23 protein-coding genes are annotated in these 25,594 nt (G+C 48.7%); 2 read left to right on the top strand and 21 right to left on the bottom strand.

Annotated features, from left to right (window positions below; translation table 11 throughout):
- Positions 1 to 4 precede the first annotated feature (4 nt).
- The 7 genes from traN to ACY3ZI_RS03165 all read right to left on the bottom strand — a co-directional run bounded on the left by traN (position 5) and on the right by ACY3ZI_RS03165 (position 9,774).
- Complete coding sequence (gene traN, locus ACY3ZI_RS03195; protein WP_487375972.1) at positions 5 to 3,697, bottom strand: conjugal transfer protein TraN; 3,693 nt, start codon at positions 3,695 to 3,697, stop codon at positions 5 to 7.
- A gap of 2 nt (positions 3,698 to 3,699) precedes the next feature.
- On the bottom strand, positions 3,700 to 4,680 hold the full coding sequence (locus ACY3ZI_RS03190; protein WP_001980908.1) for a TraU family protein: 981 nt from the start codon (positions 4,678 to 4,680) through the stop codon (positions 3,700 to 3,702).
- 31 nt (positions 4,681 to 4,711) lie between these two features.
- Complete coding sequence (locus tag ACY3ZI_RS03185; protein ID WP_487375971.1) at positions 4,712 to 5,782, bottom strand: TrbC family F-type conjugative pilus assembly protein; 1,071 nt, start codon at positions 5,780 to 5,782, stop codon at positions 4,712 to 4,714.
- A 64-nt stretch (positions 5,783 to 5,846) separates the two neighbouring features.
- Complete coding sequence (locus tag ACY3ZI_RS03180; protein ID WP_272530998.1) at positions 5,847 to 6,359, bottom strand: S26 family signal peptidase; 513 nt, start codon at positions 6,357 to 6,359, stop codon at positions 5,847 to 5,849.
- Positions 6,343 to 6,690, bottom strand: a complete 348-nt coding sequence (locus ACY3ZI_RS03175) for a hypothetical protein (RefSeq protein ID WP_487375970.1) — start codon at positions 6,688 to 6,690, stop codon at positions 6,343 to 6,345. Before ACY3ZI_RS03175 ends, ACY3ZI_RS03180 begins: the two co-directional genes overlap by 17 nt.
- Positions 6,683 to 9,082, bottom strand: coding sequence for a type IV secretion system protein TraC (gene traC / locus ACY3ZI_RS03170; RefSeq protein WP_487375969.1), 2,400 nt, complete (start codon positions 9,080 to 9,082; stop codon positions 6,683 to 6,685). The genes ACY3ZI_RS03175 and traC overlap by 8 nt, the downstream gene beginning before the upstream one ends.
- Positions 9,082 to 9,774 (bottom strand): DsbC family protein, encoded by a 693-nt coding sequence (locus ACY3ZI_RS03165; RefSeq protein ID WP_001228924.1) that lies wholly within the window; start codon positions 9,772 to 9,774, stop codon positions 9,082 to 9,084. Before ACY3ZI_RS03165 ends, traC begins: the two co-directional genes overlap by 1 nt.
- A gap of 241 nt (positions 9,775 to 10,015) precedes the next feature.
- Here ACY3ZI_RS03165 and ACY3ZI_RS03160 point away from each other — a divergent pair, with 241 nt between their 5' ends.
- Together ACY3ZI_RS03160 and ACY3ZI_RS03155 are read left to right on the top strand one after the other, a co-directional pair.
- Positions 10,016 to 10,162: a hypothetical protein gene (locus tag ACY3ZI_RS03160; protein ID WP_162838621.1), complete on the top strand. Its 147-nt coding sequence runs from the start codon at positions 10,016 to 10,018 to the stop codon at positions 10,160 to 10,162.
- A gap of 43 nt (positions 10,163 to 10,205) precedes the next feature.
- Positions 10,206 to 10,862 (top strand): hypothetical protein, encoded by a 657-nt coding sequence (locus ACY3ZI_RS03155; RefSeq protein WP_025611037.1) that lies wholly within the window; start codon positions 10,206 to 10,208, stop codon positions 10,860 to 10,862.
- Between the two features lie 270 nt (positions 10,863 to 11,132).
- Here the strand turns inward: ACY3ZI_RS03155 and traA are convergent, their stop codons facing one another.
- From traA to ACY3ZI_RS03085, 14 genes are all read right to left on the bottom strand, one after another.
- The gene (gene traA, locus ACY3ZI_RS03150) at positions 11,133 to 11,519 is read right to left on the bottom strand and encodes a TraA family conjugative transfer protein (protein ID WP_000180225.1); all 387 of its coding nucleotides are present in this window, start codon (positions 11,517 to 11,519) and stop codon (positions 11,133 to 11,135) included.
- On the bottom strand, positions 11,516 to 12,088 hold the full coding sequence (gene traV, locus ACY3ZI_RS03145) for a type IV conjugative transfer system lipoprotein TraV (RefSeq protein ID WP_001944091.1): 573 nt from the start codon (positions 12,086 to 12,088) through the stop codon (positions 11,516 to 11,518). The genes traA and traV overlap by 4 nt, the downstream gene beginning before the upstream one ends.
- Before the next feature lie 74 nt (positions 12,089 to 12,162).
- Complete coding sequence (locus ACY3ZI_RS03140) at positions 12,163 to 13,419, bottom strand: TraB/VirB10 family protein (RefSeq protein ID WP_487375968.1); 1,257 nt, start codon at positions 13,417 to 13,419, stop codon at positions 12,163 to 12,165.
- A 35-nt stretch (positions 13,420 to 13,454) separates the two neighbouring features.
- Positions 13,455 to 14,354: a hypothetical protein gene (locus ACY3ZI_RS03135; protein WP_487375967.1), complete on the bottom strand. Its 900-nt coding sequence runs from the start codon at positions 14,352 to 14,354 to the stop codon at positions 13,455 to 13,457.
- Entirely contained in the window at positions 14,335 to 14,949 is a 615-nt protein-coding gene (locus ACY3ZI_RS03130) for a TraE/TraK family type IV conjugative transfer system protein (RefSeq protein ID WP_001922895.1), read from the bottom strand. Before ACY3ZI_RS03130 ends, ACY3ZI_RS03135 begins: the two co-directional genes overlap by 20 nt.
- Before the next feature lie 8 nt (positions 14,950 to 14,957).
- A complete protein-coding gene (gene traL / locus ACY3ZI_RS03125; RefSeq protein WP_000433891.1) occupies positions 14,958 to 15,239 on the bottom strand; it encodes a type IV conjugative transfer system protein TraL in 282 nt (93 codons plus the stop codon).
- A gap of 109 nt (positions 15,240 to 15,348) precedes the next feature.
- Positions 15,349 to 16,077 carry a hypothetical protein gene (locus ACY3ZI_RS03120; RefSeq protein WP_487375966.1) on the bottom strand — a complete coding sequence of 243 codons (729 nt, stop codon included), beginning with the start codon at positions 16,075 to 16,077 and terminating at the stop codon, positions 15,349 to 15,351.
- On the bottom strand, positions 16,077 to 16,541 hold the full coding sequence (locus ACY3ZI_RS03115; RefSeq protein WP_487375965.1) for a Panacea domain-containing protein: 465 nt from the start codon (positions 16,539 to 16,541) through the stop codon (positions 16,077 to 16,079). The genes ACY3ZI_RS03120 and ACY3ZI_RS03115 overlap by 1 nt, the downstream gene beginning before the upstream one ends.
- 80 nt (positions 16,542 to 16,621) lie before the next feature.
- On the bottom strand, positions 16,622 to 17,257 hold the full coding sequence (locus ACY3ZI_RS03110) for an IncC plasmid conjugative DNA transfer DtrJ family protein (protein ID WP_487375964.1): 636 nt from the start codon (positions 17,255 to 17,257) through the stop codon (positions 16,622 to 16,624).
- Positions 17,244 to 17,804: a conjugative transfer protein gene (locus ACY3ZI_RS03105; protein WP_487375963.1), complete on the bottom strand. Its 561-nt coding sequence runs from the start codon at positions 17,802 to 17,804 to the stop codon at positions 17,244 to 17,246. Before ACY3ZI_RS03105 ends, ACY3ZI_RS03110 begins: the two co-directional genes overlap by 14 nt.
- A gap of 9 nt (positions 17,805 to 17,813) precedes the next feature.
- The gene (gene traD, locus ACY3ZI_RS03100) at positions 17,814 to 19,634 is read right to left on the bottom strand and encodes a conjugative transfer system coupling protein TraD (RefSeq protein ID WP_169650383.1); all 1,821 of its coding nucleotides are present in this window, start codon (positions 19,632 to 19,634) and stop codon (positions 17,814 to 17,816) included.
- 48 nt (positions 19,635 to 19,682) lie between these two features.
- Positions 19,683 to 21,833: a MobH family relaxase gene (gene mobH / locus ACY3ZI_RS03095; protein WP_487375962.1), complete on the bottom strand. Its 2,151-nt coding sequence runs from the start codon at positions 21,831 to 21,833 to the stop codon at positions 19,683 to 19,685.
- Between the two features lie 94 nt (positions 21,834 to 21,927).
- A complete protein-coding gene (locus tag ACY3ZI_RS03090; RefSeq protein WP_487375961.1) occupies positions 21,928 to 22,797 on the bottom strand; it encodes a restriction endonuclease in 870 nt (289 codons plus the stop codon).
- On the bottom strand, positions 22,794 to 25,544 hold the full coding sequence (locus ACY3ZI_RS03085) for a phospholipase D-like domain-containing anti-phage protein (RefSeq protein ID WP_487375960.1): 2,751 nt from the start codon (positions 25,542 to 25,544) through the stop codon (positions 22,794 to 22,796). The genes ACY3ZI_RS03090 and ACY3ZI_RS03085 overlap by 4 nt, the downstream gene beginning before the upstream one ends.
- Positions 25,545 to 25,594 lie beyond the last annotated feature (50 nt).

Below are 25,594 nucleotides of genomic sequence, written 5' to 3'. Positions count from 1 at the left end.
TCTTTTAATTATTCCCCGAAATTTCTTCCGTCGCCTCCTGACGCAGTTTCTGGGTATCCATTCCGTTTAGCCGTTCAATAGCTCTGTCTGCGGCACTTTGACGGTTTCCATCAACGTTTAGCGTACTTCCTGAGCCAGTGAGTCTTTCGAGATCCAGTGACGGTACTTCGGGTAGGTTGCCCGTGATCGACAAAATACCTATCCATTCATCCAAATTGACTTGGCTCCAATCTACCTGGTTTAACTGACTCGCGGTCAAACCTTCGCAGTTTGGTGACTTTGCACTGCCCCAGCCAAGGCCCAATTGAGGACGCACTTGTTCCTGAATGATCCGTGAAAGTGGCGAAGTAAAGCAGCAATATGACTGCCGTTTTTCAACACAGGCACCTAAGAACTTAGACTTGCAGTAAGAGCCTACATAGTGGCAACTCTTCAATACCCGCTTGGCGTTCATTTCAAACTCGCTCTGCTCACATTTCCAGATAAGCTGAATGAGGATCATAGTGACTGAATAAATCATGTAGGCCGTCATAACCGTACTCAGAACCGCGCCCGCAGCGCCACCCAGCGCAAAGTTACCACCCGAAACGACACCATCAGCTCCAACCGCGCCACCAACGTTACTAAACAGAGCCGATTGTGCCCCCGAACCAAAGGTCGTACCTACCCATTCAGCCGTTTTGTTGGTCAACACCTGCATGAAGCCTGTCGCTGCTTGCTCTGCTCCCGCGCCAGCAGCCGTTGATGGCCCAGCCCCCATGAGAGAGTCCCATGCAGACACAAAAGGCTCTTTAACCGCACTCCAGGTACTCGTTATTGGTTCCCTAAGCGTATTCCACGAACCATAGATTGCCGACGACGGATTCATGGCCATGACTGCCGTATCAAGCTTGTTGACCGCAACTATCATCGTGATGTAATCCGATAACGACACGCCACTTGGCTTTTCACAGCAATCCACTATGCCGCCAACGGCTTTTTTGCACTGGCCAGCATTACCTTTAAAGACCGAACAATCGACGTTATCTTGGCCATCAGCTCCCGTACATGACATATCATTGGTCATAAACTGCGCCGCATTAAGCATCGCTGCGGCTTCTGCAAAGTTAGCCTGCTTGATTGACTCTGGCTCTAAACAATCTGTGCCCATACAGCGAACTGGCCCCTCACAGTTGTATTGAGTTTCCATTCGTGCATTTTGCACTTCAACGCTTTGTCCGCAGTCATACACCAAACTTTGGATATAACAGAAGCCTTCATGACCAGCCCCGCCTTCAGTGCATTCGGTTCTGACGTACTGGCAGGCCAGGTTTTGCTCCAGCGCGGCACAAGTATTGGTGGTCGTGTTTTGTCCGTTATTAACGATGGTTTGTGTATTACCATTGGCATCTACCCAGCTATCTGAGCTGCCCATGTTGAACTCTGGATGAGCAGTCGAAGCATTGTAGGTTGCTCTTGCCCTCCAGCATGAGAGTCCCAGTCCATCAGAGCTGCCGCGACTGGTTAAATGAGCAGGAGACGAAACAACCGCTGGATAAAGGCTCCCAAGATTGGCCAACTCGCCACTACCAACCGTTAACCCGTCGATTCGTTTTGTGCCCGTATCCAAACACTGCCACTGCACGGCAGTAAACTGATCCGTTTGCATCAAGCATTGGTCTATGCCCGGATCACTTGATTGATGAACAACGTCCTGTTCTAAGTACTTGCCAGAGAAGGTCAATGAAGCGCTCAGTTTCGCTGGAGCCAAACACTTCTGAACTTCTCGGCTGCAAGTATCGAAATCGACTTTATTCCAGCCGGACTCACATCTGGAACGAGTGACTTCCTGGGGTTCATGCCACGAAATAATCGACCCATTGACGACTTTACACAATGAACCAACCAAGGTTCCTTTTGGACAGGTCATTTCAGGGTACTTAATGGACGGTTTCGTCTCAGTCACCGTTTCCTTATTGCCCGTCAGTGAGAGTGTCGTTTTCCAACCATTTGCCTTTGACGGTGACTCGGTGATTTTTATCTCAGTATTTTGATTATCAAACACTCTCAGCGTCGCGTTTCCAGTTTGCATAGTGCTGCTGTGCTGTGGAACAAAGCTGAGCGTTTCAGAGCTAAAGCAACCGCGCTCAATGGACCAGCTTTGTTGATGGGTTTCAGCGGATACACGTCGTTCTAACTGACACTCAGTAAGCGTGCTGATCTTCTCGCACACCTGGTAATCCGGTACATGCTTGGTTTCAGTAAATGGCGTAATCGTCTGAGTAGGCTCACAGGCCTCAAAGCTACTTGGCATAAGGTTGGATAGCACACACTTTGGATCGCTGGTTTGCAATCCACAGTCATAGGTATCGGTAAAACGAATGCATTCACCTTTATCATTGGTCTCGGCACATTCTGACGACATGAATCCACAGGAAGGATTCGCTTCAAGCACTTGGCAGGCCTGATTTTCAATCCCCTTATAGCTTTCATCATCCACACTGACTTGTACACGCCGACACAAAGGCGATATGCCAGCCACAGGGCTAGGGGCAAAGTAGGATTCACAAACTGAAACACCATTGACCACCGTACATCCGTTGGTTGAAGAAGGCTGATCCGTGCATTGAATGCTGTAGTCTGAAAACTTCGTCGGGATATCCGCTGCTTGTTCGATACAGGATTGTGGCGACCAACTATCATTCATCACCACCTTGGTTGGATCAAAGCGCACCTTGATGCGAGCATACCCCTCACCACTACCCGTAACCGATACGCGAATTTTGACTGGCACTTCTAAACCAGGCTCTACCGCTTTTAGCTTGGCAGTGAGATCGGTATTTGGATTGCGCTCCCAACTGGTACTGAGCTCGCAGCGACCTGCCGTTTCTGGTGGAAAGTTATTGTTCGGCCCAGACCAGACTTTCTGATCGCCAAGCCACACTTGCATGTAGTCATCCCATTTGGCGTATTCAAGAACGGCTGAGGTAATCGCATCGGGGTTCACGACTTTGAGTGTGATGGCCTGTTCAAACACTTTACAACGGCCACTCCAGTAGTTGTCGCCAATTCGTCCAATCCAAACTTCAAGACATCCCTCACCACAAGAGCGAAGGTTCATTGGTCCTGAAACATGCTCAATAATGCCTGCCGTGTAATCGTGAGTAATAGTGCAGCTGTTCACCGCTGTATTGAGCCTGTCGCATTGCTGGTAATTTGGGCGGCCCTCACCTTGAGACTCACAGCCTGGGAAGCTTTGGGTTAATAGATTTGGGTCAGTTTGAACCGCATCGGTTAATGCCCAAAGCGGATCATTGACCATATCTGGCCGCGACCTGTCTTTGATTTGCTGTAGCGAACGAAATGCTTCACCCGTAGCGCCACTTTCGGATGCCATGCTCTCTTGGCGCTGTGTCCCCAATTGATTCATGCTGGCATCAGAGCCATAAACGCCCGTTAAGACATCCAATGAGCCTTGATCCATACCAGGGAAAAGCTCTTGCAAGTTAATGGACTCATTACCACTGCCATTCGGCACCGACAATGTATTGCCATTGAGTGCGGGCATCGTCCAGTTTTGCAGCAATTGCTTACCATCTTGTTGTCCGCTTAGGCCGAATTGGCGCTGCACATCAGCGGCCACACCATGTAAGGGCAAGCACGCCATAGTGATTGATAAAACACCCGCTAACACTCGGGTAAAAAGTGTTGGTTTCATATTTAACCTCCCGAGTTACAGCAGTCTTGCCAGCGCCACAAAATGTAGAGCGCATCTTCACCGGCACCGGGGATCGTTCGCCACTCTCCCCATTTCATGGTGCTTTCACCGATGACATGCGCACTTTCAGTTTCTGGTACAGGGAAGAACATACTCATCTTGTATTGGGATTTCGGCAGCATGGGTTCGATAACAGGTCGGCATAGCGCACTGTTCCCCATTGTTCGCCTTGCAAGACCACGCCTGTGTTGAGCCGCGATTGCTCGCGCCGCTAAATGGCTGGTGTTTTCTGCTAATGAGCCAAAGGCTAAGGTGTGGCCAGATAAGGGATAGAGATGGCCCCAACTGCCAGCACACCAAAACAACTGGTCGATGGGTTTACCAAGCGTCGATGAGGCAGCGTCAGCGGTACAAGCCGAAATAGCCAATGGATTGGCAACGGCAGCCGCTTCAGGCTGAGTAAAAAAGGCCAGTTCATCGTTCAGCCATGTTGGGTCCAATTCGGACAAATACATCAAGTCAAAGTCCATGTAACCATCGGCATTGCAATTGCCATCCATGAACAAATCGAGCATGACCAAAAGCGGAAAGGCGTAATAATGGTAATGGTAGAAAGCAAGATCACCGGTATCGTATTCACCCTCGCCATGACCACCTTGCAATCGCCTATCACCTAACGGTAAGCGAATCCCTCCCAGTGAAGGCGAACAACCTGGCGTTCTGACCAGTTCAATCAAACGCGCGGGCTCCCACATGCTGGTAACAATACCTGGCCTTGGCACGCCTAAGTTGTCTTCACATAAGCAAAATGACTTGTTTGATGCGCCGCTAGGGACATTGCCGGAGCCAAGAGGAAGCCCTGCAACCCGGATAGGAAAAATGCATGACCAGCAAACATCCGTCAGCAACTTGCCGGACAATAACCCCGCGTCTGGGCAGGTCAGTTCGGCTTTTGCAGGAATAGATGCGCCCAAGACAAGCATGACAACGAGAGTCCGCAACAGACGATACGTATTATTGAGCTTTTTCATGAACAAGCTCCTTTGCTGGAATTTCTTCTATTTCAAACGCGAGCCCCTTTGCTTGCACAAACGATGGGGTGACTTGCAAATCAAAGCGCTGCTTTAGCGAGGCATTGAGAAGGTAAACCGGACTATCCAATGTCTTTTCGAGCGCATTGAGGCTATTCCAACCTTGTGCACGGTCGAGCTGCGTGGTGATAAGCGTAATGCGGCGCAGTGTCCTATCTTGCGTCTCAAGCCAATGCGCTACTGCGTCCACTTCTTCAGCGTTCGACGCATTAAACACCACAAGCTGCTGAGTAAACGGCAAGGCTTTTAGCGGGTTAATACGCGTTCCTGCTGGGATCAATGTTCGGCCATTGGCATCCAATAGTGGCCGCTGCATGACGATGGTTGGATCAACCGTTCTTATCCGATATTGCGTGGCTTTGGGTAAGTCAGTGAAAGTTTGGCGAGACCAGAATCGCTCAATGGCTTTTTTCTTTAATGCGCCCAGGTCTATCGACTGTAAACGCTGCATCGCCACTTGCATCAAATCCGGTTCTAAAATCGAATGAATAGGACCGCGTTGACCCAATGAACCGGTATTGCCTGTTTCAATTTGACGCTGCAACCAGTCCTTGCTGTAAACCCCTAGTGCACTTGCAGTCACCTTGTCATCGTCTATGCGGAAAATGGCAGGCACGCTAGTCACCCGCCAGTGCACAAAGGCTTTCGGATCGATTCGAACCTGAGGAACAGGATCAAGTCCCACCATCAGCGTATGCCAATCACGGATAGCCGCCCCCAAGGTCTTTCCTTCAGGAATTCCCCGAAACAACACAATAGCGCCGGTTGCACTGGCCTCTTTAAATAGCTGCTTCAGTGAGGAATCCCCCAGAGAAGACGACGCAAAAATCAACCATTCATCGCTGTGTTTAAGCGACGCAGGTTGTTCAATCGGTGAAAAAGGCTCGATAAATTCAGATGAACCATCCACAGCACTTTGTAAAATGCTGCGGCTCATTTCGACGATCTTTTTGTCTTCGTCAGACAACGGATAAGGCTCTTGTGCCCAGGACACTTGAACCCTAGATAATGCAGCAACCAACAAGAATAAGAGACATAGTATTTTCATCATCCACCTTCTACCAAAGCGGCCAAGCACGACCGACAATCTGCTCGCGCTTAACGGCATTCCAATAGCGGGAGTCGAAACTTGTTTCAGCCTCACCGGAAAACCAATATTCGTTCTCTTGCAGCGTCAATGAGCGGCTAAATTGTGATTCCGCCACACCAAGACGCTGGGCTAATGCCATGCCGGTAGAGACTTCAGCACCGTTCACCAGCACATGCTCAGGCGTCACATTGACTTCATCCCCAGGCATCCCTGTTAGGCGTTTCAGCATCCGAGTACCGTCGTTATATAACGGAGCGAGTCCTTTTGAGTGGAAGGCATACAAACCATCCTTAACGGGCTCTTTATTCCATAGGTCAATCAGATACACCGTGGTATCAGGCAGGCAGCGCTCTTGCTGGGTATCAATACCTATTCGGTAGCGCATCATGGCGTAGGTGCCTACCAAGGCCATGATTAACGCAAGAATGGTCAGCCGGATGAGGTAAGGCCGCCAAGGCATTCTTTTACGGAGTATCTGCATGAGACACCTCCTTTGAGCCTACTGGCACAAATACGGAATCATCAGCACCCACCACCGCTTGGGCATCCAGCACGATAAAACCAGCTGCTTTTAACTTTTCAATTTGCTGATTGGTCTGAAGCAACCTGGATTCGATGTCTTGTTCGTTGGCATTGGGGCCCAGTGACAACACCGCCTCCCCAAAATCCACGACTGCAATGGGCGTACTTAACGCCAACTGGCTGTGGATGGGTTCGAGTGTTTTCATTAAGAGCCAGCTGGTCATTAAACCGCTACCAGCAATAGACAAAGTAATAGAGGCCATAAATGGCCAAAGCGTGGTCTTATTCATAGCCTCGCTCCTTCAACAACTGAGAGATGGCATCAGCAACAGAAAGGCCTTTGCGCGTTAACTGTTTAATCGCGTTTACATCTTCTGCACGGGACGAGTACAACAGCTTGTGAAACGGATCGACGATGAGGCGGCCAATCCCGGTGCCCATTTCGGTAATAAAGAAAATTTCGGAATAGACACCAGTGACGGTATGAACCGTTTTCAGGTATTCATAGCCGCCTTCACCTAGTGGCAAGCGGCCTTCTTTTTTGAGCGCGTTGATGGTTTCAGCTTTTTGGCCAAGCAGGTACATATTGGCCGAGTTTTCAGCGATGGCTTTACCTGTTGGGCTGTCATACAAATCGTTGACCGACTGCGTTACCGTTACAGCACTGCCGCCATATTTTCGAAATCGACGGTAACCCGTCTCAATGAACTTACCGACATCACCTTGAGTCAGCAGATCCCAAGCTTCGTCAATGAACACAATCTTGCGACGATCCCGCTCACCTAAGTACATCTCTTGTTGGATTTGGTAGATAAGCTGAAGCAACACTACTTGTTGTAGATGCTTACGCCCCTTAAGCTCTTCTAACTCCAGAACGGTGAAACGGTTTTTGAAGCGAATATTGTTGTGGCCATTAAAGAATCGGCCATATTCGCCCTGTGTCGTAAACGGATAGAGCTGCTCACCCACATCCTGCACACGTCGGTCTTCGTGATTTTTTAAAGCCTCTGCCACATCATCAACCAACATAGCACGACCTTTTTTCTCCCACAGTTCACGGGTCTGACGCTTTAGGTTGGCCATCTGAAAATCGGTTAATGACTGCGTAGGTGCGGCCATTGCGGCCAATAACCCCACCAACACATCCGCTTCTTCGTCATAGTCCTCAACGATTTCAAACGGATTTAAGCAAATGCCACTGTCCCGCCCGAACTGTAAAAACTCACCGTCATAGACTTCACACAGCTTTTCATAGGAGCGGCCAACATCAATCACCCAGCATTGCCCGCCTTCTGATAAGTAGGAGGAGATGATTTCGTTCACCAAGAAAGACTTGCCCGACCCCGATTGCGCCGCGATGCAACAATTGTAATTACTGCCCGAGTCATAAAGGGACACACTCATGATCTGGCCATTACGGGAAACAAAGTTAATCACTGGCGTGCCAGTGCCTTTCCAATCCGCAAACAAAGGCAACAGAGGGATCACATGCCGTGTCGCCATAGTCTTGAATCGAAACAAGTCGTTCATCGCTTGGCGGTCAGCACCAAAAGGCAAGGCATTCAGGAAAATGGGCAAACAGAAGTACTTGTCTTCCATCAGCTCAAATCCGAGTTCTTTGAAATAAGTTCGAGCATTTGAAACAGAGCTGATCGACGTTTCTTCTGTTGGTGAAAACAGCGTTAAGGTCATATTTGCCCGAATAGGACGATCACCTTCTTGCAAAGCTTCAAAAAGAACATCAAACCCCTTTTTCTTGGCTGCAAGCACCGGCACAAACTTGAGCATTGGGCCATAGGCCTGATTGACCGCCCATTGACGCTTCGTCTCTAAACGAGATCGCATGGCCTCGGCTGAAGGAAAGTGAATGGTGACATTCAGCAAAAAGCTTCCGCGTAAACCGCGACTACCCGTCATCATATCGCCCGCAAAACTTGCGGCATGACCAAACCAGATCCGCTCAGGCAAGCGCTTAAACGATAAGGTTTTAACTCGGTAATCACCCAACATCAGACCTTGGCTATCCACTTTGATAGCTCGGTCATAATCCAACACTTGCTCTCGAAGTGGTTTATCAGCCTCACTTCGAATGAGTGATGGATTGCGCCAGGAAGCATCTTTTCCCCAGTTAAGCTGCGCACTTAATGCTGCGAGCCAATTTCGGTCGGTCATCTCAGTAACACGAAAACCAACCGTTGCCAGCGCTTGCGAGAAAGAAGCCCGCAGCGCGGATGCTCGACTCAATTCACGTTCAGTCGGCATAGGACTTTCCAAAGGCAATTTGCAGGTGACGATCAGTTGAAAGTTGCGCACCTGAGTCTGGGTCGATTCTTCTATCGGTTGAACCGTGCCCCCATCGAGGAAATCCGCACGTTTGCGTATCGACGCCCTAAGCAATGGATCGGATTGACGATGCCGTAAGCCCATCATGCGCTGAAGGTCGGTTTGAATATCAGGGGATGCGTACAGGCCAAATTGCAGCAAAGTGTCTTTTGGCCAGTCGTTGTTAAGTAGAACATTAACCCTGTCTGCAACAGACTCATCACCACCAGGCAATGGGTCACATAGAAAACCAAAGCCAACACTCTGGTCTTCCATGAAAAACAGTTGCTCATCGTCTGAATAGGCCAATACTGGCAAGAGCTCTGAAGCGCGTTGCCCTGAATACAAAGAGGCTTTCATTAACGCCCCTCCAACCAAGCAGAAAGGTCATAAGGACGGCCTCGGCTGATGCGACCATCATTGGCGACGATGAAAGGTACACCTTGAATGCCCAGAATTTGAGCCGTCACCAAAGTACGCTGCATTGGCTCCAAGTTGCACGCATCATCCTGTTCTAGGTTACCAATCCGGCCATTCAGCAATGCATCTGTGGCCGCTTTCTTGTCACGCGCACAGCCAAGCTGGCGAACCTGACGCTCTGAATCAGGACCAAGCACTGGCACAGGGAGTATTTGGAAGGTGTATTCTTTGGTTAACGGTAGGGCTTGTTTCAAAAGCTCATGGCAATGCGGGCACCGGGGGTCAACAAAGACCACCACTTTCTTTTTGCCTTCGCCTAAAGTCAGTGGGTTCAAATCATCCATTTTTAAGCCAAGACGACTTAAGTCCAGCGTGTTCCCCGCTTCACGAATTTCTTCGAGGCTAGTAAGCGGCTTTTTCGACCAGGCATCATAGAGCGTGCCATCAATGACGAACCGGCCACTGTCTGACATGAAAACAATACGGCCATTGCTTTCGACCGCTTTCATACCCGTGACCGGCAAAGAAACCATGCCATCAATTTTGCCAACGGGCGACACTTCAGACACAGGTTCAGCTTGAACCAATGGAGACAGCGCAAGCGCCAGAATAATTGGAGATAGTTTTCGCATGAGGAGTCCTCGTTAATGTAAATCGAGGCTCCAGTCTATGCAGTTGTCCTATGTGGACTCGGTTAGATAGATTGAAGAATTGGGTGCCTTGCTAGGCATCCTATTCTCCCGTTGACCTAGAAAAATTGAAAAATCAGAAAATATCAGTGAATATCACCAATTATCATCAAATCATCAGTCGCGTGATTTTTTGCCCTTGATAGCATGTGCCTTGTACTTTTACATAAACAAGGAGACAAAAATGTCTAAGCAAAACAATCACAACTCAGATATGACAAACGCCAATAAGGGTACGTCTGGTACTAACAAGACTTACTCACAAAACCAAGGAAATCGAGGGTGGCAGATGAACCCTCAAAATCCGCAGAATGGCGGTAAGAAAAAATAAGTTGTGAAGGGGGCTTAATGCTCCCTTTCCTTTAAGGGACTACATGGACAAGAGCAAAAACAGTAAGAAAAAACCGTTCAAATGGACAAGAGAACTTATTCGGCTTGCACTGAACGACGGGTGGACGCAACAAGAGATTGCCGAAAAATGCAGAACACAGCAATCCATCGTAAGTGCTTGGAACAAAGGTTCGAAACAAGGCACGGAACAACAACTGCTGCCTTTGCTCAATATCTATGGCAACAAAATTCGTCGAAACAGTTTTAAAGTTTATTGGTCATTAAACACTGAAACTATGGAGAAAACCTTTTACCGTGTTGAAGGAAAGGTAATTCTTAGCCAGGCATTTTATGATCCGCGAAGAGACCAACGAGGCAAACTGGTCAAAAAAGTTCCAGAGCTAAAACTTGTGGTACACCACCAAGGGGCCGATCAGTTTCGCGTCGTCAGTCAAAGTCGATTGACTTTCAGGCATACGAATGAAGAACTTGATCATAGCGTAGAGGATGCAGTTTGGAATTCGCATGTGCTCGAACCTTTAACTACGACGCAGCTAATCGATTTCATTGATCACTATTCCAATGAAAAGTTAAGCAGATACCCAAGTGATGCTAATACGTTGCCGTTTTTAATCAGACAATCTCTTTTAAACCATGGATTCCCAGTGTCGGGTATTGTTGAATATCCTGCCGTTTGGTAGTGTGTAAATCCAACCCAAAAGGAACGAGCGCCTAAAGCTCAAAATATCAGGCTAGTAGCCTGTTTGAATGTGCTCCCACAAGGAAAGCCCCGCTAACTGCCTTTTGCAGTGGCGGCGCTAGCATTCTTTTCGGTATTCATGGCCGCTGCTTGAAATCAAGCTAAGTGAATGGGAAACCTATTAACTGAAACGCCGTCATGATAAACGGGTACGGGGTGGGATGACGCCCAAGCCGTCAGATATCTGGCCGCTTGGGCGTTTTTGTTGTTATCAGGTGCCCAGTAAAACGGCGCTGATTGCTGGAACTGTTGTGCCAATGACTTCTTGAGTGCTGGCAACGACAGGTAAAGTTGCAGACATAACACTTTCAACGACTGTTGGCGTATTGTAGAGACCCATACCGCCACCAATGCCCAAGGCAAAAGCCATCAAGCTTTGGCGAGCGATACCGCCCACAATACCCACCAGTACCATGGCTCCCGCTACGATCCGTCCCAAAGTACCTTGGGTCCAGTCTTTTAGGGTATCCCACACATCGGTGAAAGCATCACCACCGGTGCCCGCAAATGAGGGCTCCGAAATCATTAACGCCATTAAACCAAGCGCACCAATGGTCATTAGGCGCTGAGTTTGAATGGTGCGAACTGCATTTGTCATTCGTTAGTTTCTCCGTAGATACTCAAGTTATCGCGCTTACCATCAGCTCCCGCTGAGGCTGAATCGCTTTGAGTCTGAAGTGGACGTAGCACTGGCGAAACCGTTCGAGGTGCTGACACCCCAATATCCCACCGGCGCGGTTCAATTTCGGTAAACACGTAGCTGGATAAATTCAGATCTCCACGGTCATCCTCCCAAGGCGCAATCCAAATTCGCATCACCCTTGAAGGAATGCGAATAGGTGCAGATTGCTGCGTCTCAGGTAATGCTGGATGGCTCAGCAGTCCTGTCTCTAAATCAGATTGTGAATACCCAGAGGGAGAACCAATTCGAGTCGCCACAGCATCAATCGTCTTGGGTGCAGCGCCATTACTGGTAAGCTCATAGACTTCTCGAGCGGATAAACAGCGCACACCGTCAGGCATACCTGGGCATCCATATTCACTACTCCCAAGACCCAATGAACTACAGCCAGACAATAAGGTTGAGCCGACTGCCAATAAAAGTAATCCAGCTTTAGACCACTGTTTTGACTGGTGCTTTGGGTTGTTCTGCATTGATGTCGTCATGGTTAACTCTCCTCTGGATACACATCTTATTGTCTGAAACGGACTTCGATCGGTTAGCAACATGCAGGATTTTTTCATCTTCTTGCACCTCCCCCTTGCGAAGTGGCCAACGACAACGAGGCCCCACGAGTGACTATGACTTCAATTTTCCTTGCAGCGTCTACCTCTATGACTGGGAACATATTTTCAGCCATGTCCAAATAGAACTTGGCCACTCGATCCAATGCTTTACCGGTGCCTTTAATCGCAGCGCCTTGTAATGCTTCTTGGCTCATGACTTGCTGGTACAGCTGAGTATCACCGGCATTACCCGTCTGAATCGTTGGTACAGGATTCACATCAAATGCGCCTGCCAAGCCCTGAAGGAATCCGGCCATCATCGATTTAGCCACCAGTTGGCCTTGTTTCGACACTAATCGGCCACGAATACCGGCTTTGCCGTCTTCACCCACGGCATAAGAATCCAGTCGTGTTTCAATGACGCCACCATCTTCTCTCACACATGAAATGGTCTCGCCTCGCAAATAGGCACGCTCAGAGCTCAAATCACCGTAACCTGCGGCGATCAAAAAACACTCTTTGATATCCGCTCTAAATCGGTTGGGTAAAATGGCTTCCTTTTGAATCCTCAGCAATGCAGGAAAAGGTTCTCGTCTTGCGGACTCGTGAGTAGGAGCATCCAAACCCGTGATCAAAGTACCCGAGATGATGCTGCCCGCCGGTAGATACAAAGGCGGCGCTTCTTGCACAACAACCTCTGGTTCAGCAACCACTTCAGGCTCAATCATACGAATCGTGATTGGCGGCAATGGAACATCTCGTGCTCGTGTACCTTGACCATTGACTGGCTGCTGATAAAGCGGATCAGGCAGCGGCGCATTGGCAAAATAGTCGTCTGGGTTAGACGGCAGTGGCTTTTCGTCTTTAGGCAATTCCATGGCAGATAAAGGCACTTCGAAACGGCTATTTGTGCCTTCAACTGCTGCATCACCTCCAGCGCGAACATCATCAAGTTCCGCTCGAAGGCGAGCCAACTCCGCGTTGACCTCACTTGGTATAGAAGGCGAACCTGGGCTTAGCAGTCCTGAATCGACGTCACGACGCAAGCGCTCAACTTCACGACGTAACTGTTCATTGCGCTCACTGAGTAGTTTTACGTTCGCAGCCAAACTATCGACCCCAACATCACGAGTATTGGTATCCGTAAGAATGTGCCGGATCGTTTCCTGTCGGTTCCGACTACTTGAGCCATCGTCAGGATTAGGTGAAAACACCATCACCATAAGGATGAGACCACCAGCAATACCAGCAACCGATAGGCCCCGCTTCATGCTCGGGCTCATTTGTTCCCATTGTGCTTTCATCGTTATTCACCTCCCACAAGAAGCGAAGGTCGCTGACTTTCCACCGCTTCTTCACGATGATTGCGAACAACCACATACAACTCAGTCTTTTCACTCGGCAACAAGATATTGCGAGGCCAGTAGGCGCTTGCCACTATATCTGGTGTATAACAAGCTATTTCACTGGCTTCTATCGGCTCATCGGCAAAGCTTTCAACCAGTCCTACATAGACGGTGAAGTAATGTCCCGTCACAATTTGCCCCTGCTTAAAACCAAACTTTAAGCCAGGCTGAAAACATTTCGGGCTTGTGTCAGTTTGGCCAGCTAAACGGATGTCATAGCCTTGTGGTAACTCATTTAGTGCAAGGCGTCTGAGTAAGTCACGTAGGTTATCGACGTATGGCTGAGCCGTTTCCCAAGTGGCGGCTTTTCGGTTCACGACGCCCTTAATAGGCCACTGCTGACCATCAATAGCTAAGGTGATTTCACGCGGTGGAATACGACGAGGTACTAAGGTGACAGATAACGCAGGCGCTTCCTGACCAGGCGGAGTGATGTAAAGTGAAACCGGTGATTCTTTGTCCGTGGCCACATATACAACATTCCCCTTGATTTGCGTCTGAGCATCACTGGTTGTTCTCACCTGAGGCGATTCAAACGGCGTTACAATCCGATTCAGATGACCAAGTGCTACAGGGATCAGTTCATTAACAGCCGGTGTCATCAGTAGCGTTGTTGGCGCATCGGTTGCAACCGTATTGCTTTGAACCGGTGGATTTGCAGTAGCAGACTGCTTCATCACACTGGCTGGCACAATTGGCAATTCCACGTCTGCATACGACGCTTGAGATAACAGGACGCCACTCAAGCTCATTGCGATTAAGCTTGGTGTCATCCATCGACTAATTTTGGTTCGCATCATTCACCCTCCGGTTTTGCTCTTGGGTCAACTTTTCACGAACTCGCTTCGTTCTAGCTTGCCCCTCATACGTATCCATCCAGCTAAGTTTTGGACGGTATTGCTCAATATCGATATCAAACTCATAGGTGCGAGTTTGGCGCTGCTCATCTCCAGATGGTCCAGAGACCAAGGAATAACCGGTCACAAAGACATGGCCGGTTTCATACTCATACTCCACTTGTCTGGGTTGGAATTTGAGCGTGACTCGGTCTTCCCGGATTTGTCTTGCCTGAATCTCCAGTGCATCGACCACTTGCTGGTACACCGCTGGAGAAAGCAGCGGCTCGATAGCAACCCGGATAAAAGACACATTACCCGGTGTCACGTTGCCCATAAGCTCAGCTAGGTAAAGTCCCCAGGACTCCAGGTAAGGTTGAGTGGCTTGGTTTCGTGACACTTCAGCCGTTTCAGACAAGGTTGGTGGTTGAATAGCTACCACGGTATTGCGAGAAAATGCCGCTACCGCAAGCAGCAAATTAGATAGCACCAGCACCGCAATCAGAAACCGTTGCCATCGATTCTCTAATTGCGTGCCTTGCCATGATTTTAAAAACACGTCGAACTTCACGGCAGATAGCTCCTGATAAATGGATTAGGGATCGTCTTGGCTTTGGTTGGCAACAGTCCGGCCCAGTAGATGGCGTGAAGAATAAAACCATCTGGGCGACCATCACGAAAACGCCGATAGAGCTTGGTTGTCACCAACCCCAACAGGCATAAAACCAAGGCATTACCGGTAAAAATGCCGATCACTAGCCCCAACAGAATGGGAGCCATCTCATCGGCACTCCAAAGCAGGAAGTGCGGCGGGTCATCGATATAGGACGGAATACTCACAGGTTCCATAGTCACTCCTCGTTGTTTGAATTGAGAAGTGAAGGATGACTTGAGATTAGCGGGTTAGGTGGTCAGATAGATTGAAGAATTTTGTAGTTATTAAGCCAATCTCGAAAAATTATGGCTTAAGACTTTCTATTCCTAGCAACAGTATGTCTGTTACGGAATACCCTCCGTCCTGTAGAGCGCACTCTAATTCTTGAATATCTTCATCATTCAAGTAATGCATTAGCACATTAGTAGAAATACTCATGGAATCGATCTTTGATAAGTCTTTAAATGTCATGCATTCTTCTGTGCATTTAGGGGATTTCTTTATAAGATCTAATTTATAGATCATGGAAGAATAATCGCAGCTTAATGGACTACAATCATCGACTCGATAAGAGTGGGATTTACTTGGCTGGATATTATGGAGCGGATCTAGAAGTACAACGTTGAATACGTTCCTTTCATCCCAAAACCCAACAACACGTCCTAAGGATTTTGATACTTGAAACTGCAATATGGGAAAATCTTCAGGATTATTCCTATAACAATCATCAATCCAAGTTAAGTCTTCGCGCTTAATTGGTATGTTCTTTTGATTCCAATTGATATTGTGGTAACGCCAGGCCTCTTTTTCAGCGGCATCCGATATAAATTTTTCAACTTCTTTTTGTGATAAATCCTTTAACTTATTTAGCAAAGAAACAAACCATTTAGACTCCGATTTATCCAAACCAAAATAGTCAATTTGTTCCCAATACCGTAAAGAAAAAGTCCACCTGATAGCTTCAGGTGAACTTAGTAAAACGGGCTCTTTAGATGACTTAGGTTCAAAATCTAAAACTGGTATTTTTTGCATTATTGCAAGCGCTTTGAGTAGCACTCCATCATGGTATTTTCATTCAATTCCACTTCACAACGTTCCCAAGAAGAATAACCTTCTCTGGCTTCTACCCATGGAGATTCTTTATGAGTCATTTCTTCAAGTTGCGGACCTGAATACTTTGCATAAACACTCAAAACACGATCAATATGACTCTTACAATCTGAATCCAGCTTTTCAGGATCAAAGTCTTGGCTGATATCTTCTTGATTAATATCTGAATATAGAGATTTTGTGTCTGAGAACCTTGAGTATATTTCTCGCGAAACAGGGCCATGCACCCACGCTTGAAACTTACCATTGAACAACGGCTTACTTTCAAAAGCTAAGTGCCACGACTGAACGTAATAAAGCAATTTTTGTAATTTTAGGTTACTTAGGCTCTCACCTGATTCAATAACCCTATGTATGACATAATCACACACATCATTTATATTCATTTATTACCCCAAAGCTCACATCAAGATATTATGACGCGTTAAAATTTTAGCAGATAGAAGCACGAATTTCATCACTTAGTTTAAACCCGTTTCTGCAAGTGGCTTAACGCCAACCCCGCCATCAATGCCAAGCCGATGATCAGCGAAGGTAGTACCACCGGAGGAATAGCCAGTGGGGCGAACAATCCCATAAAGAGCAAGATGACGCCTGAGCCCAGAATTATCATGCTGTAGCGGTGAATAATAGGGCTAGAAAAATCAAAGGTTGTTTTCTTAATCTTCCAGGTCATCAAGCCGTCCCACAGCGCCGGTAACATGAGAATAAGTGCAAAGGGCAACCAGACCATCAGCAAAGCAAATCGAGTGAACACTTGGTACAGCACATCAAAAAATGCCTGAATACGGTCTTCTACCCACACAAACCAAAAGCCGCCCATGTTCTCCATCCCTTTAGAACGCAGTCGCTGCTCTTCAGTGGGGATTAGAAAATCACGTACAGATTGCTCCATCTGCGTATCCACAACCCATGATTGATACCAGCCATGGCTAGTTTGACCAATCCAATAGCTTGTTTGTGAGCCCAATTGGTTTTGGATCATCTGCTTCTCTTTACTAATGACCCGGCCAGTCCAATCACCGGGCACTAACACGCCAATGGCAATAATCTCCAGCATCAGTGCCAGACACAGTAGCCAAACCGACTTATGCTTGCTCATGCCAAACATCCTCTTCTACTCGGGCCAGCATGGCTGCAACGGTCGGCGTCATAATCCGGGCTTTAATCACTTGTTGAAGCCGCTTTGTCGTCGTATGGCCACTGACATAACGCACATCGATGCGTCCTTCAGCCAAATACGCCATCCGATTTGGACGATTACGAATCCAGGTGTGGAAATACACACCATCCACGGCGGCCCACTCGAAATGGTCAGGATCACGCAGGCGAATCCCAGTTAAAGCACTGGCGGCAGTCCAGGTCAGTGCCCCAATGAAATGCCACAGTCGTACACTGTCATCATCACAACTGACTTCTTCATAACTGCCCAAGCCATTACACAGGCACAAATCAAAGATGGAGTGGCCATCTAACGTGAACGCATCCGTTAAATAGTCCGCCAAGCAATACACCGAGGCCAAAGCATGAGGCCAGTCGGTTTCAAGCAGTCTTAAGGCTTCCTTGAACTGGGGGTTATGTTGCTGCCACTGAGCGAGCATTTCTTTACTGGTAAGTGTTGTCATTTTCAGACAAACAGAATGATGCATAGAGACTCCTTATACTGCCTGTGTAGAGCTGGTTAAAATAGGAATGCGACCTTTGATCACGCGGCCACCTGAAAGCTTGGCGATGTACTCTAGGTTTGGGAGCTGGCCTAATAATTGCGGTGGAAACATATCGCCTTCTTCTTCCATCAAGCGTTCGCCATGATTGCCGGTAAACAACGCGGGGCTGTCCGAGTTGGACGACATACCTTGAGTTTGCATGATGTACTGCAACCGAGTCTTAGGCAGATTGTCAGTAATGTACTGCTGCGTTTCGGCGTCCATCACCCGAAGGGCTATCAAGTTGTTGATGTTACCTAACACCTGGCGAGCCTTAGCTTCACTGCCTGTACGAGCGGCAAAGTCAGCAAATGTCTGAGTAGCAATCACACAACGCATTTTTGCGCCACGGCCTTTGTTGAGCAGTTGAATGAAGGGATCGTTTACGACTTCAGCAGCCTCATCGATGAAGATATTTACGGGGCGATTTTCAACACCATAGTTATAGCGGTCACCGGCCACAGCAGTGAGATCCGATAAAAGCAACGAACCAATGGCGCTGCCAACCATGGCGTCGGTTAATGAATCCAAGCCGATATACGCCACTTGGGCATTGTTGATAATTCGACCAGAATCCGTAATTAACCGGCTGTCATCCACATCGTTTGCAATCGGTGATAACAGTGGGCCTAATTCACTTGAGGTGAGCATATTGAGCACCGGCATCAGTGAAGCCACCATCTTAGAATAGTGGGTTCTATCATGCTCAAACATGCTCAATAGCCCCTCTAAATCGGTATTGGCGGCAACGGGCTGAATGCGTTCGTAGTAGAAAAGCAGCATCGCCATGGCTTGTTTAGCCAAGGTATTGGCCTTTTCGGTAAAGCGCTTGATCTCCACACTAAAGTTCGGATACACCTGCTCCCCCCAAGCCGTGACGGCTTTTACTACCAAGCCTTCTGGGCCACCTTCCAAGAATCGTCTCAGTGTTTTCAGATCAGGACGCTGTGAAGTAAGCAACAAACCTTGCACGATGTTATTCAGTGCCATTTGGCCAAAAGCTTTAAATGGATCAGCACCGGTTTCAGATGGTATTAATGCCGCAATTCGGCTGGCGATTTCAGTACCCCGGTTAAAGTTCCTCAGGGGATTAAGCCGTACCGAATGCTCTGGAAACCCCGGATGAAAATACACAAAGCGCTCAGGACTACCGGCGGCAATACAGGCTCGCTGGGCATTATCCTTAAGTTCTTTGTCTCCCTTGGGGTCAATAATAATCACGGCTTCATTGCGCAAAATGGCCTGAGTGATCATCGCATCAAAGCATCGTGTTTTTCCCGCACCGGTGGTGCCGACAATTAAGGTGTGCCCCTCAGTGTGACCAACTGGCAGGTACACATCTTCTTCTTTGGGCTCGACACCATGAATCCAGGTCGACCCCATTTGCTTGCCGTGACCTTGGTTAAGCAAGGTTTGCTTATCCCGCTTTAGGATTTCATAAGCGCGTTGGGCATGACGTTGGTCCCACTCAAAGCCATAACCTAACCACAATTCATCAGGATGTTTTGCCATCACTTTTTGCAAATGCGACAGCTCCATAAAAGCCAAAGGTTTGCCTTTTAGCCCCTTCTGCAACTTATAAAGACGGTAAGCCTCAGGCAGGCGATACAACGCCATGCCCGAGGAAATCCCTGTCATCCACCAAAATGGCTCAGGTGGTAGCTCAGTCAGCATTTCTGCGGCAATCGCCCCAGTGGCCCCAACCAGCCAACCTGCTGCTGCCATGGCTTCATAATTCGTGCGCCAAGGCATCTCGTATGCGTTTTCTTTCATTCATGCTCCGCAAAATAACCGTTTGCAATCCGATTAATTTCAAATGGATTAACGCTTAGCGTGAGCGGTAAACAGAACCGTTTCCCCCTCATCAAACTGGCATTGGTCACTGGCCGAGATCCCCCGAAGCAGCTGTCCGGCTGGAATACCATGCTCATTGGCGACTTGGCGTAAGGTTTGAATCGTGACGCGAATACCATCGGCACTATGATCCACTTCTGGGTAATCACCATCGGTCAGTAAGATGGGCAAATCTTTCACAAAATTAACCATCTGTTGCCGCTGCGCGTGTTTGGGGTCGGTACTTGAGTTCGCATTGGCCGCAATCGGCTTTTGCTTTCGCTCCGTTCTTGTGGCGGGTTCTTTTGCTTGGGCATTGGTTGTCTCAGTTCGACTCGGTCGCGGTGAAGCCTCTTCGTTCTGAATTGCTGCCGCCGGTTCTGCGTCTTGTTTGGGAAGGTCAATCAGTGCAGTAAGCCCTTTAGAAATCGATATTTTCAGCAGCAACCCTTGCTCCTGAACGCCATCTTTCGTAGTAATAGTTCTGGCCTTACGTGTCGGGTTTGCGGGATCTAGTTCAAGCCAATCTAATCGACTGAGTTCAGCAAGCAGTTTTCGGGGAGCACACCAAGGTCTTACGGCATCGGGATAGCGGATCAGTATCTGTTCACCAACCACAACCAGCGCGCTACTGGCCTCTGGGAGCCATGCCAAAGATTCAGGCAGATTCAATGCTTCTGCATCGTGCTGGTTTACGTTATTTGAGATAGCGCCATCATATGAATTGTTAGGCTTTTCACATCCATCACCTGGAGCATTTTCAGTTGCCTGGGGGTTATTAACATCACTGGCAAGACGAAGTTCATCATCTTGTTCGGACGAGTTTGTCGATGGTGACTCATCCGATTTTCTATGTTCGATTGATGATGACGCTTCAGGCAAGTCTGAATGCTCACTGGAGCGACTCTGTGGCTCTGCTTGTGTTTGCTGTGTTGCTTCCCACTCAGATTTGCTAAACAGTCTCACACTACTTGGTACATTCGAGCTGAACAATAAATCGGCCTCAGATATATGCAGCATGGGTAACCAGATGGGCTTGTCGTCTTTGATCAGCACTTCAGGGGCAAGGCTTTCATATCGCTCATTCGAGGCGGATTTAGTGGCCAATCCTCGCTCAATGAGGATGTCCGCAAGGGTATCGGGATCTCTTGGAATGCCAGGTATCTTGTCTTTGGCCAACAGCTCAATGATGTCCTTAGCCGCGCTTTTCCACACCAGGTAAAGATGGGTTGATTGATTCGATTTTCGTATCCAAACTCTGGCATCTCGCTGATTGACCAACCACTGGGAACTGGCAAGCAATCGCCTCATGGCATCAAGTAGATAGCGTTCGACTGGGACACCAAGGGCATTGTCGTCAACGGAAATTCGTTGCGCTTTCAGGTCTCGCTGGACACTGGTTTGGTCGGCTTCAATGACCAGTTTAGACAGGACATGCTCGGGATCGGTATTGCCAATTGCCTCCAGCATGGCTTGCAAAATCTCAGGGCCCGGCTGGGTTAACCAGGCGAGTAACTCAGGTGTCATCACCCGGTTTAAAACCAGAATTGAAAATTGCTCGTGCCGCTTGCACCGTCCGTCGCGCCAGCGAATGAAATAGCGTTCAATGCTATTATTAGTGGCCCACTGAGATAAGGTTTCTAAAAAAGGGTTCCACTGATAGCGTCCATCTTCGTCTGTAATGGACAAGTCTGAAACAGGCTTACCAATATCATGGAACAAACCGCCAAGAGCCGCCGCGACACGCCACCTTGGCTCTAGCTCTTTTTTCTCAACCGGTGTGCCACTGGCAACAAAGATGATCCCTTCAGCTGCTTGTGCCGCCCAGAAAGCAACTTCCAACGAATGACGTAATAAACCACCAGCACCACTGTGATGATGATGCTCAGAAGCTGGCAACAAATGAACATAAGCAGCCAGATGGTCAATGCAGGGCTGAATCAGACGTTGAAAATCACGCTGGTTAAAGCCAAGTACCTGGCGCAGTTTGTCAATTAGCTCGTCTTGTGTGGACTGCAAATCCTCGGGGGACGCAGCTGGCAACCCCTTCAGGAATGGCGGGTAGCGTGGGATTTCTGCATCGAGTTGAGATGACAGTTCTGGTAGTGCTTTGGTTTGAAAAAATAGGTTTTTGAACATAGTGAACCTCCGACACGATAGTGTGAAGGTTCACTAACAATTAGGATGTTAGATAGTCGCAAGAAACATGCACTTATCTGTAGCGGTGATAGAGCTAAAGACTTAAAAACCAGTCTGGTTCAACTGTTACTTTTTCAACTAACTCTGTTTTAACACCTAAACTAAGTTCTTTGAGCTTATCTGCTAACTGATCACCATCAACCAAGTCAATCGGAGCAACACCATCACGGTTGGCTTCTTCAATAGCTGCCTTGGTGAAGCTTCCTGTGGTGATGAACATGCCTCGATCGGCGCGACCGACGATGGCGCCGCGAAAATTCCGAATCTCCGGTGCGCCCACAGAGCCTTTGTATTTTTTGCATTGAAAGGCGATGTGAAAACTCATTAAGCCATTGATTCTGGCGATGCCTTTGCCATCGATGCCACCATCACCGGTACGGCCGGTGACTTCGACATGAACAAAGCCTGATTCTCTGAGCATTCGTTGTGTAAGCCGCTCAAAGGCGTCAGGGCTCATTTCTTCAATCAGAATGTGATGCAACTTCTCTCGCCAGGCGAGAGCCTCTTCCGGTGACTCATCGACTGATGTGGCTGGATCGGCAGGATCAGCGCTGTCTTGGTTACTTTTTTTATCCAGTGACCGCACATAATTCACGATCTCTCGGCTATCAATTTCAGGCGCTTGCCTCGCTTTATCCGTAAGCGCCCAGACACCGCGTGATGAGTTCTCAAGAAACCCTGCCTTCTTCAGATAGGTTCTAGCCCAGGCCAAGCGATAGCCGATTTCTGTCTGGCTGCTTTTTTCCGGGTTGTGCAAAATGGCTAGTGTTGCTTCATCAAACTTCTCAAGCTCGACCACGGCCTCATAGATCTCATCAATGCTGCCAGAGCCACCCAGGTTAACCAGCGCCTTCATCAAAGGCAGCATAAGCTGATCGTAAGTCACCATTTTTCCAGAGCTCATTTGCTCTCACTCCATCCGGATGTCATCAGTTCAGTAAAATCGCGGCGTGAGAGTACGTTGGAGCAATCCCGCCAATCTTTTTCGGATGGAGACATGGTCTCGGTGTAGCGCAGGTCAAATCCATTGGCTTGTTTCTGAGCGTTGATGTACTCATCCATTTTTTCGCCCATGGTTTCGATATCCTCAATCCATTCATCGCGAATGGTATCTGGCAGTGAGCCAAACAGGTTGTAGCGATCCTGCATCCGCTCGGATAGCTTCTCATATACCTTTTCGTCGACGGTTTGTTCGTTGACGAGGTTCAGCATGTCGACTTTTTCGCGCACCTGGCCAAAGCGTTTGATACGACCAATACGCTGCTCTAAGCGAGTAGGGTTCCATGGCAGGTCGATATTGATCAGGGTGCCCAGCGTCTGAAGGTTTAATCCTTCGCAGGCGGCATCGGTAGCTACCATGATTTCAAGCTGATGCTCAGCTACCATGCGTTTCAGCGTTTCCCGTTCAATATTGACGCTGTCACCCTTTTGATACAGTCGACTGCGGCCTGCACCGGCATAGAGGCCTACTGCCTGGTCGGGGTAGCGTTCGGCAAGTGAATCTGCCACCCACTTCGCTGTGTCGTAGTACTGGCTAAAAATAATGACGCCAAACTTCAGCCACTTCTCTTTCTCGAGGTAATGAATTACAGCGTTGAGCTTTGGGTCTTCTTCGATGCGCTCAAGCCGGGCGATCATTCGTTCGAGAACGGCAATTTCATCCGGGCTTTCGGCTTTGACCTCTATCAGCTGTTCGTCACTTTCTTCACGAACAGTCCGGCCTTCCAGCAGCATTCGAGCCGTGTTCAATCCAGCCGTAATACTTGAGCAAATCCGTTGTTCCATCAGGTTTTTCATAAACCCGCTGCCTTTGCCACTTTGAGCAAGGGCTTTACCAAAGTGCCTCGCTTCAGCGTAGGCCTGCCTGAAATCCTCGCTTGTTCGCAGCGCTTTACCCTCGAACAAGCTGTTAAATTGGTGGACTTCCTTCGACAACTCCCGGTCAGGATGCAAGTCGACGCCTATGCGTGGTAAAAGTCCGGCATCCTCGAGCGTTACACGTTTACGTAAAACGACATGACGGATAAATGGGTTTTCCCGCTGAAAAAAACTGGCACCCGATATATTTCTATCCAGTTCATCTTCAAGGTATTCCAGCGAGTCATCTGACAAATCAGAGAGTGTGCTCTTAATGTCCCACTTGTCGTTTTGATTAATTAATCCAAGATCCTGACGAAGAGAGCTGAATAAGCGGCGTGCAAATTGTTCGTTGGTCGAGTCAACGACAGGCAGTGGTGAGCGGAGCAGCTCCCAAGCGAAGCTCGGCTCGGTAACGCGCTGTTCACCAGATAAAATAGGCAGTACCTCAGGTGGACGGTGCCATTTGGCAAAGTCGTTGCCGAGTACGAAATTGCCACTGCCCTGATGTAGGATACCAATCAAGTCCCACAAATCTTCGGGGCGGGTTTGAATAGGTGTTGCTGTGCCCAGAATGACATGGTCTGATCGCGCAGCAATCTCGCGCATAAAGGCCAGCAATTCATTGTGGGTGCCAGCGTCTTTGCCGAAACCCTGCCGACTGCGCGCCTTATGGGCTTCATCCAATATTGCCACGCCAAAGCGCAACCCCAGCAGATGCTGCTTTTCCAAAGAATCGCGCATCATTAGCCCGGTGGATACGATGCCAACGCGCAGCGGACACTTGGCAATGTGCTCTTGCCCTGAGGGAGAAATGATTCGTCCTTCAGGGTCCAGCCACGCTTTCTTTTGGGTTTGCCAGCGGGCACAGGGAATGCCCAGCTTATCAATCATTTCTACTTGCCACTGCTCGCAGAGGGTAGCTGGGGCGAAAATGATGACGGGCTTACGCTTCTTGTTCTCTCTGTCGCTCAGCAAACAAAGCGAAAGCGCCGCCGTGGCCATGGATAAGGTTTTACCCAGGCCAACCTCATCAGCAATCAGTAAACGTACAATACCGTGGTTGTGATAATGGCGAACACACTCGCTGACAAAGCCTTGTTGCCAGGGCTGCAATGAGAAGCCTTGGCGATACAGCGGGGACTCAATCAGCGCAGCGGGTGCAATATCATCGTCTTCGACAATATCTTCAAACAGCACCTCTCTGCGATAGCCACGGCGTTTCACCTCTCGGATCACTGCTTCAGGTAATGGGCGAGCAGCATTCCACAAAAAGTCGAATTCCTGCTCAATCCACTGCACACCTTCTGGTGATTCGTCTTCCCACAGGATTTCATAGTGACGTTGCCAGCCGCTGCTGGTCTCGTTCATCGAGCCAATGAAGCCAATTTTTTTGCCGTCGGCCAGCTCAATAACGCCCGCTTTGCCATGCAGAAAACCGCAAATGCTGTCGGGGGCAACGCGGATGACCTGGCCATGTTTGGCAAGGAAGCTGTCTAGGCGGCGATAGCGGTCACGGTTGAGCAAGCTTTCGGCTTCAATGTCCCGCTCATTCCAGCGACCGATCATCTTGGACTCACGCAGCTGAGCCACCTTCAGGTCGTCGGGATGGATATCCACATTGCAGACGATTTTCACATCGGGGATGGACTCAATCAGCTCGTTGGCCACTTCAAACAGCGAGCTAGTAAAGTAACCCGCAATACGCTTATAGCTGCGAGCACCTTTCAGGTGCTCTAGTAAAAAGCTACTGTCGAGCCTATGGGTGCGCGATGAAAATCGACGAATGCTCATTGCTGCGGAATCTCCATCCTTGATTGTTACTCAACTAATCGTTTCATTGG

Source organism: Providencia sp. LY12 (assembly GCF_057621555.1).
Note: the sequence above shows the minus strand (reverse complement) of the source record. Positions and strands in the feature narration are given on the sequence as shown.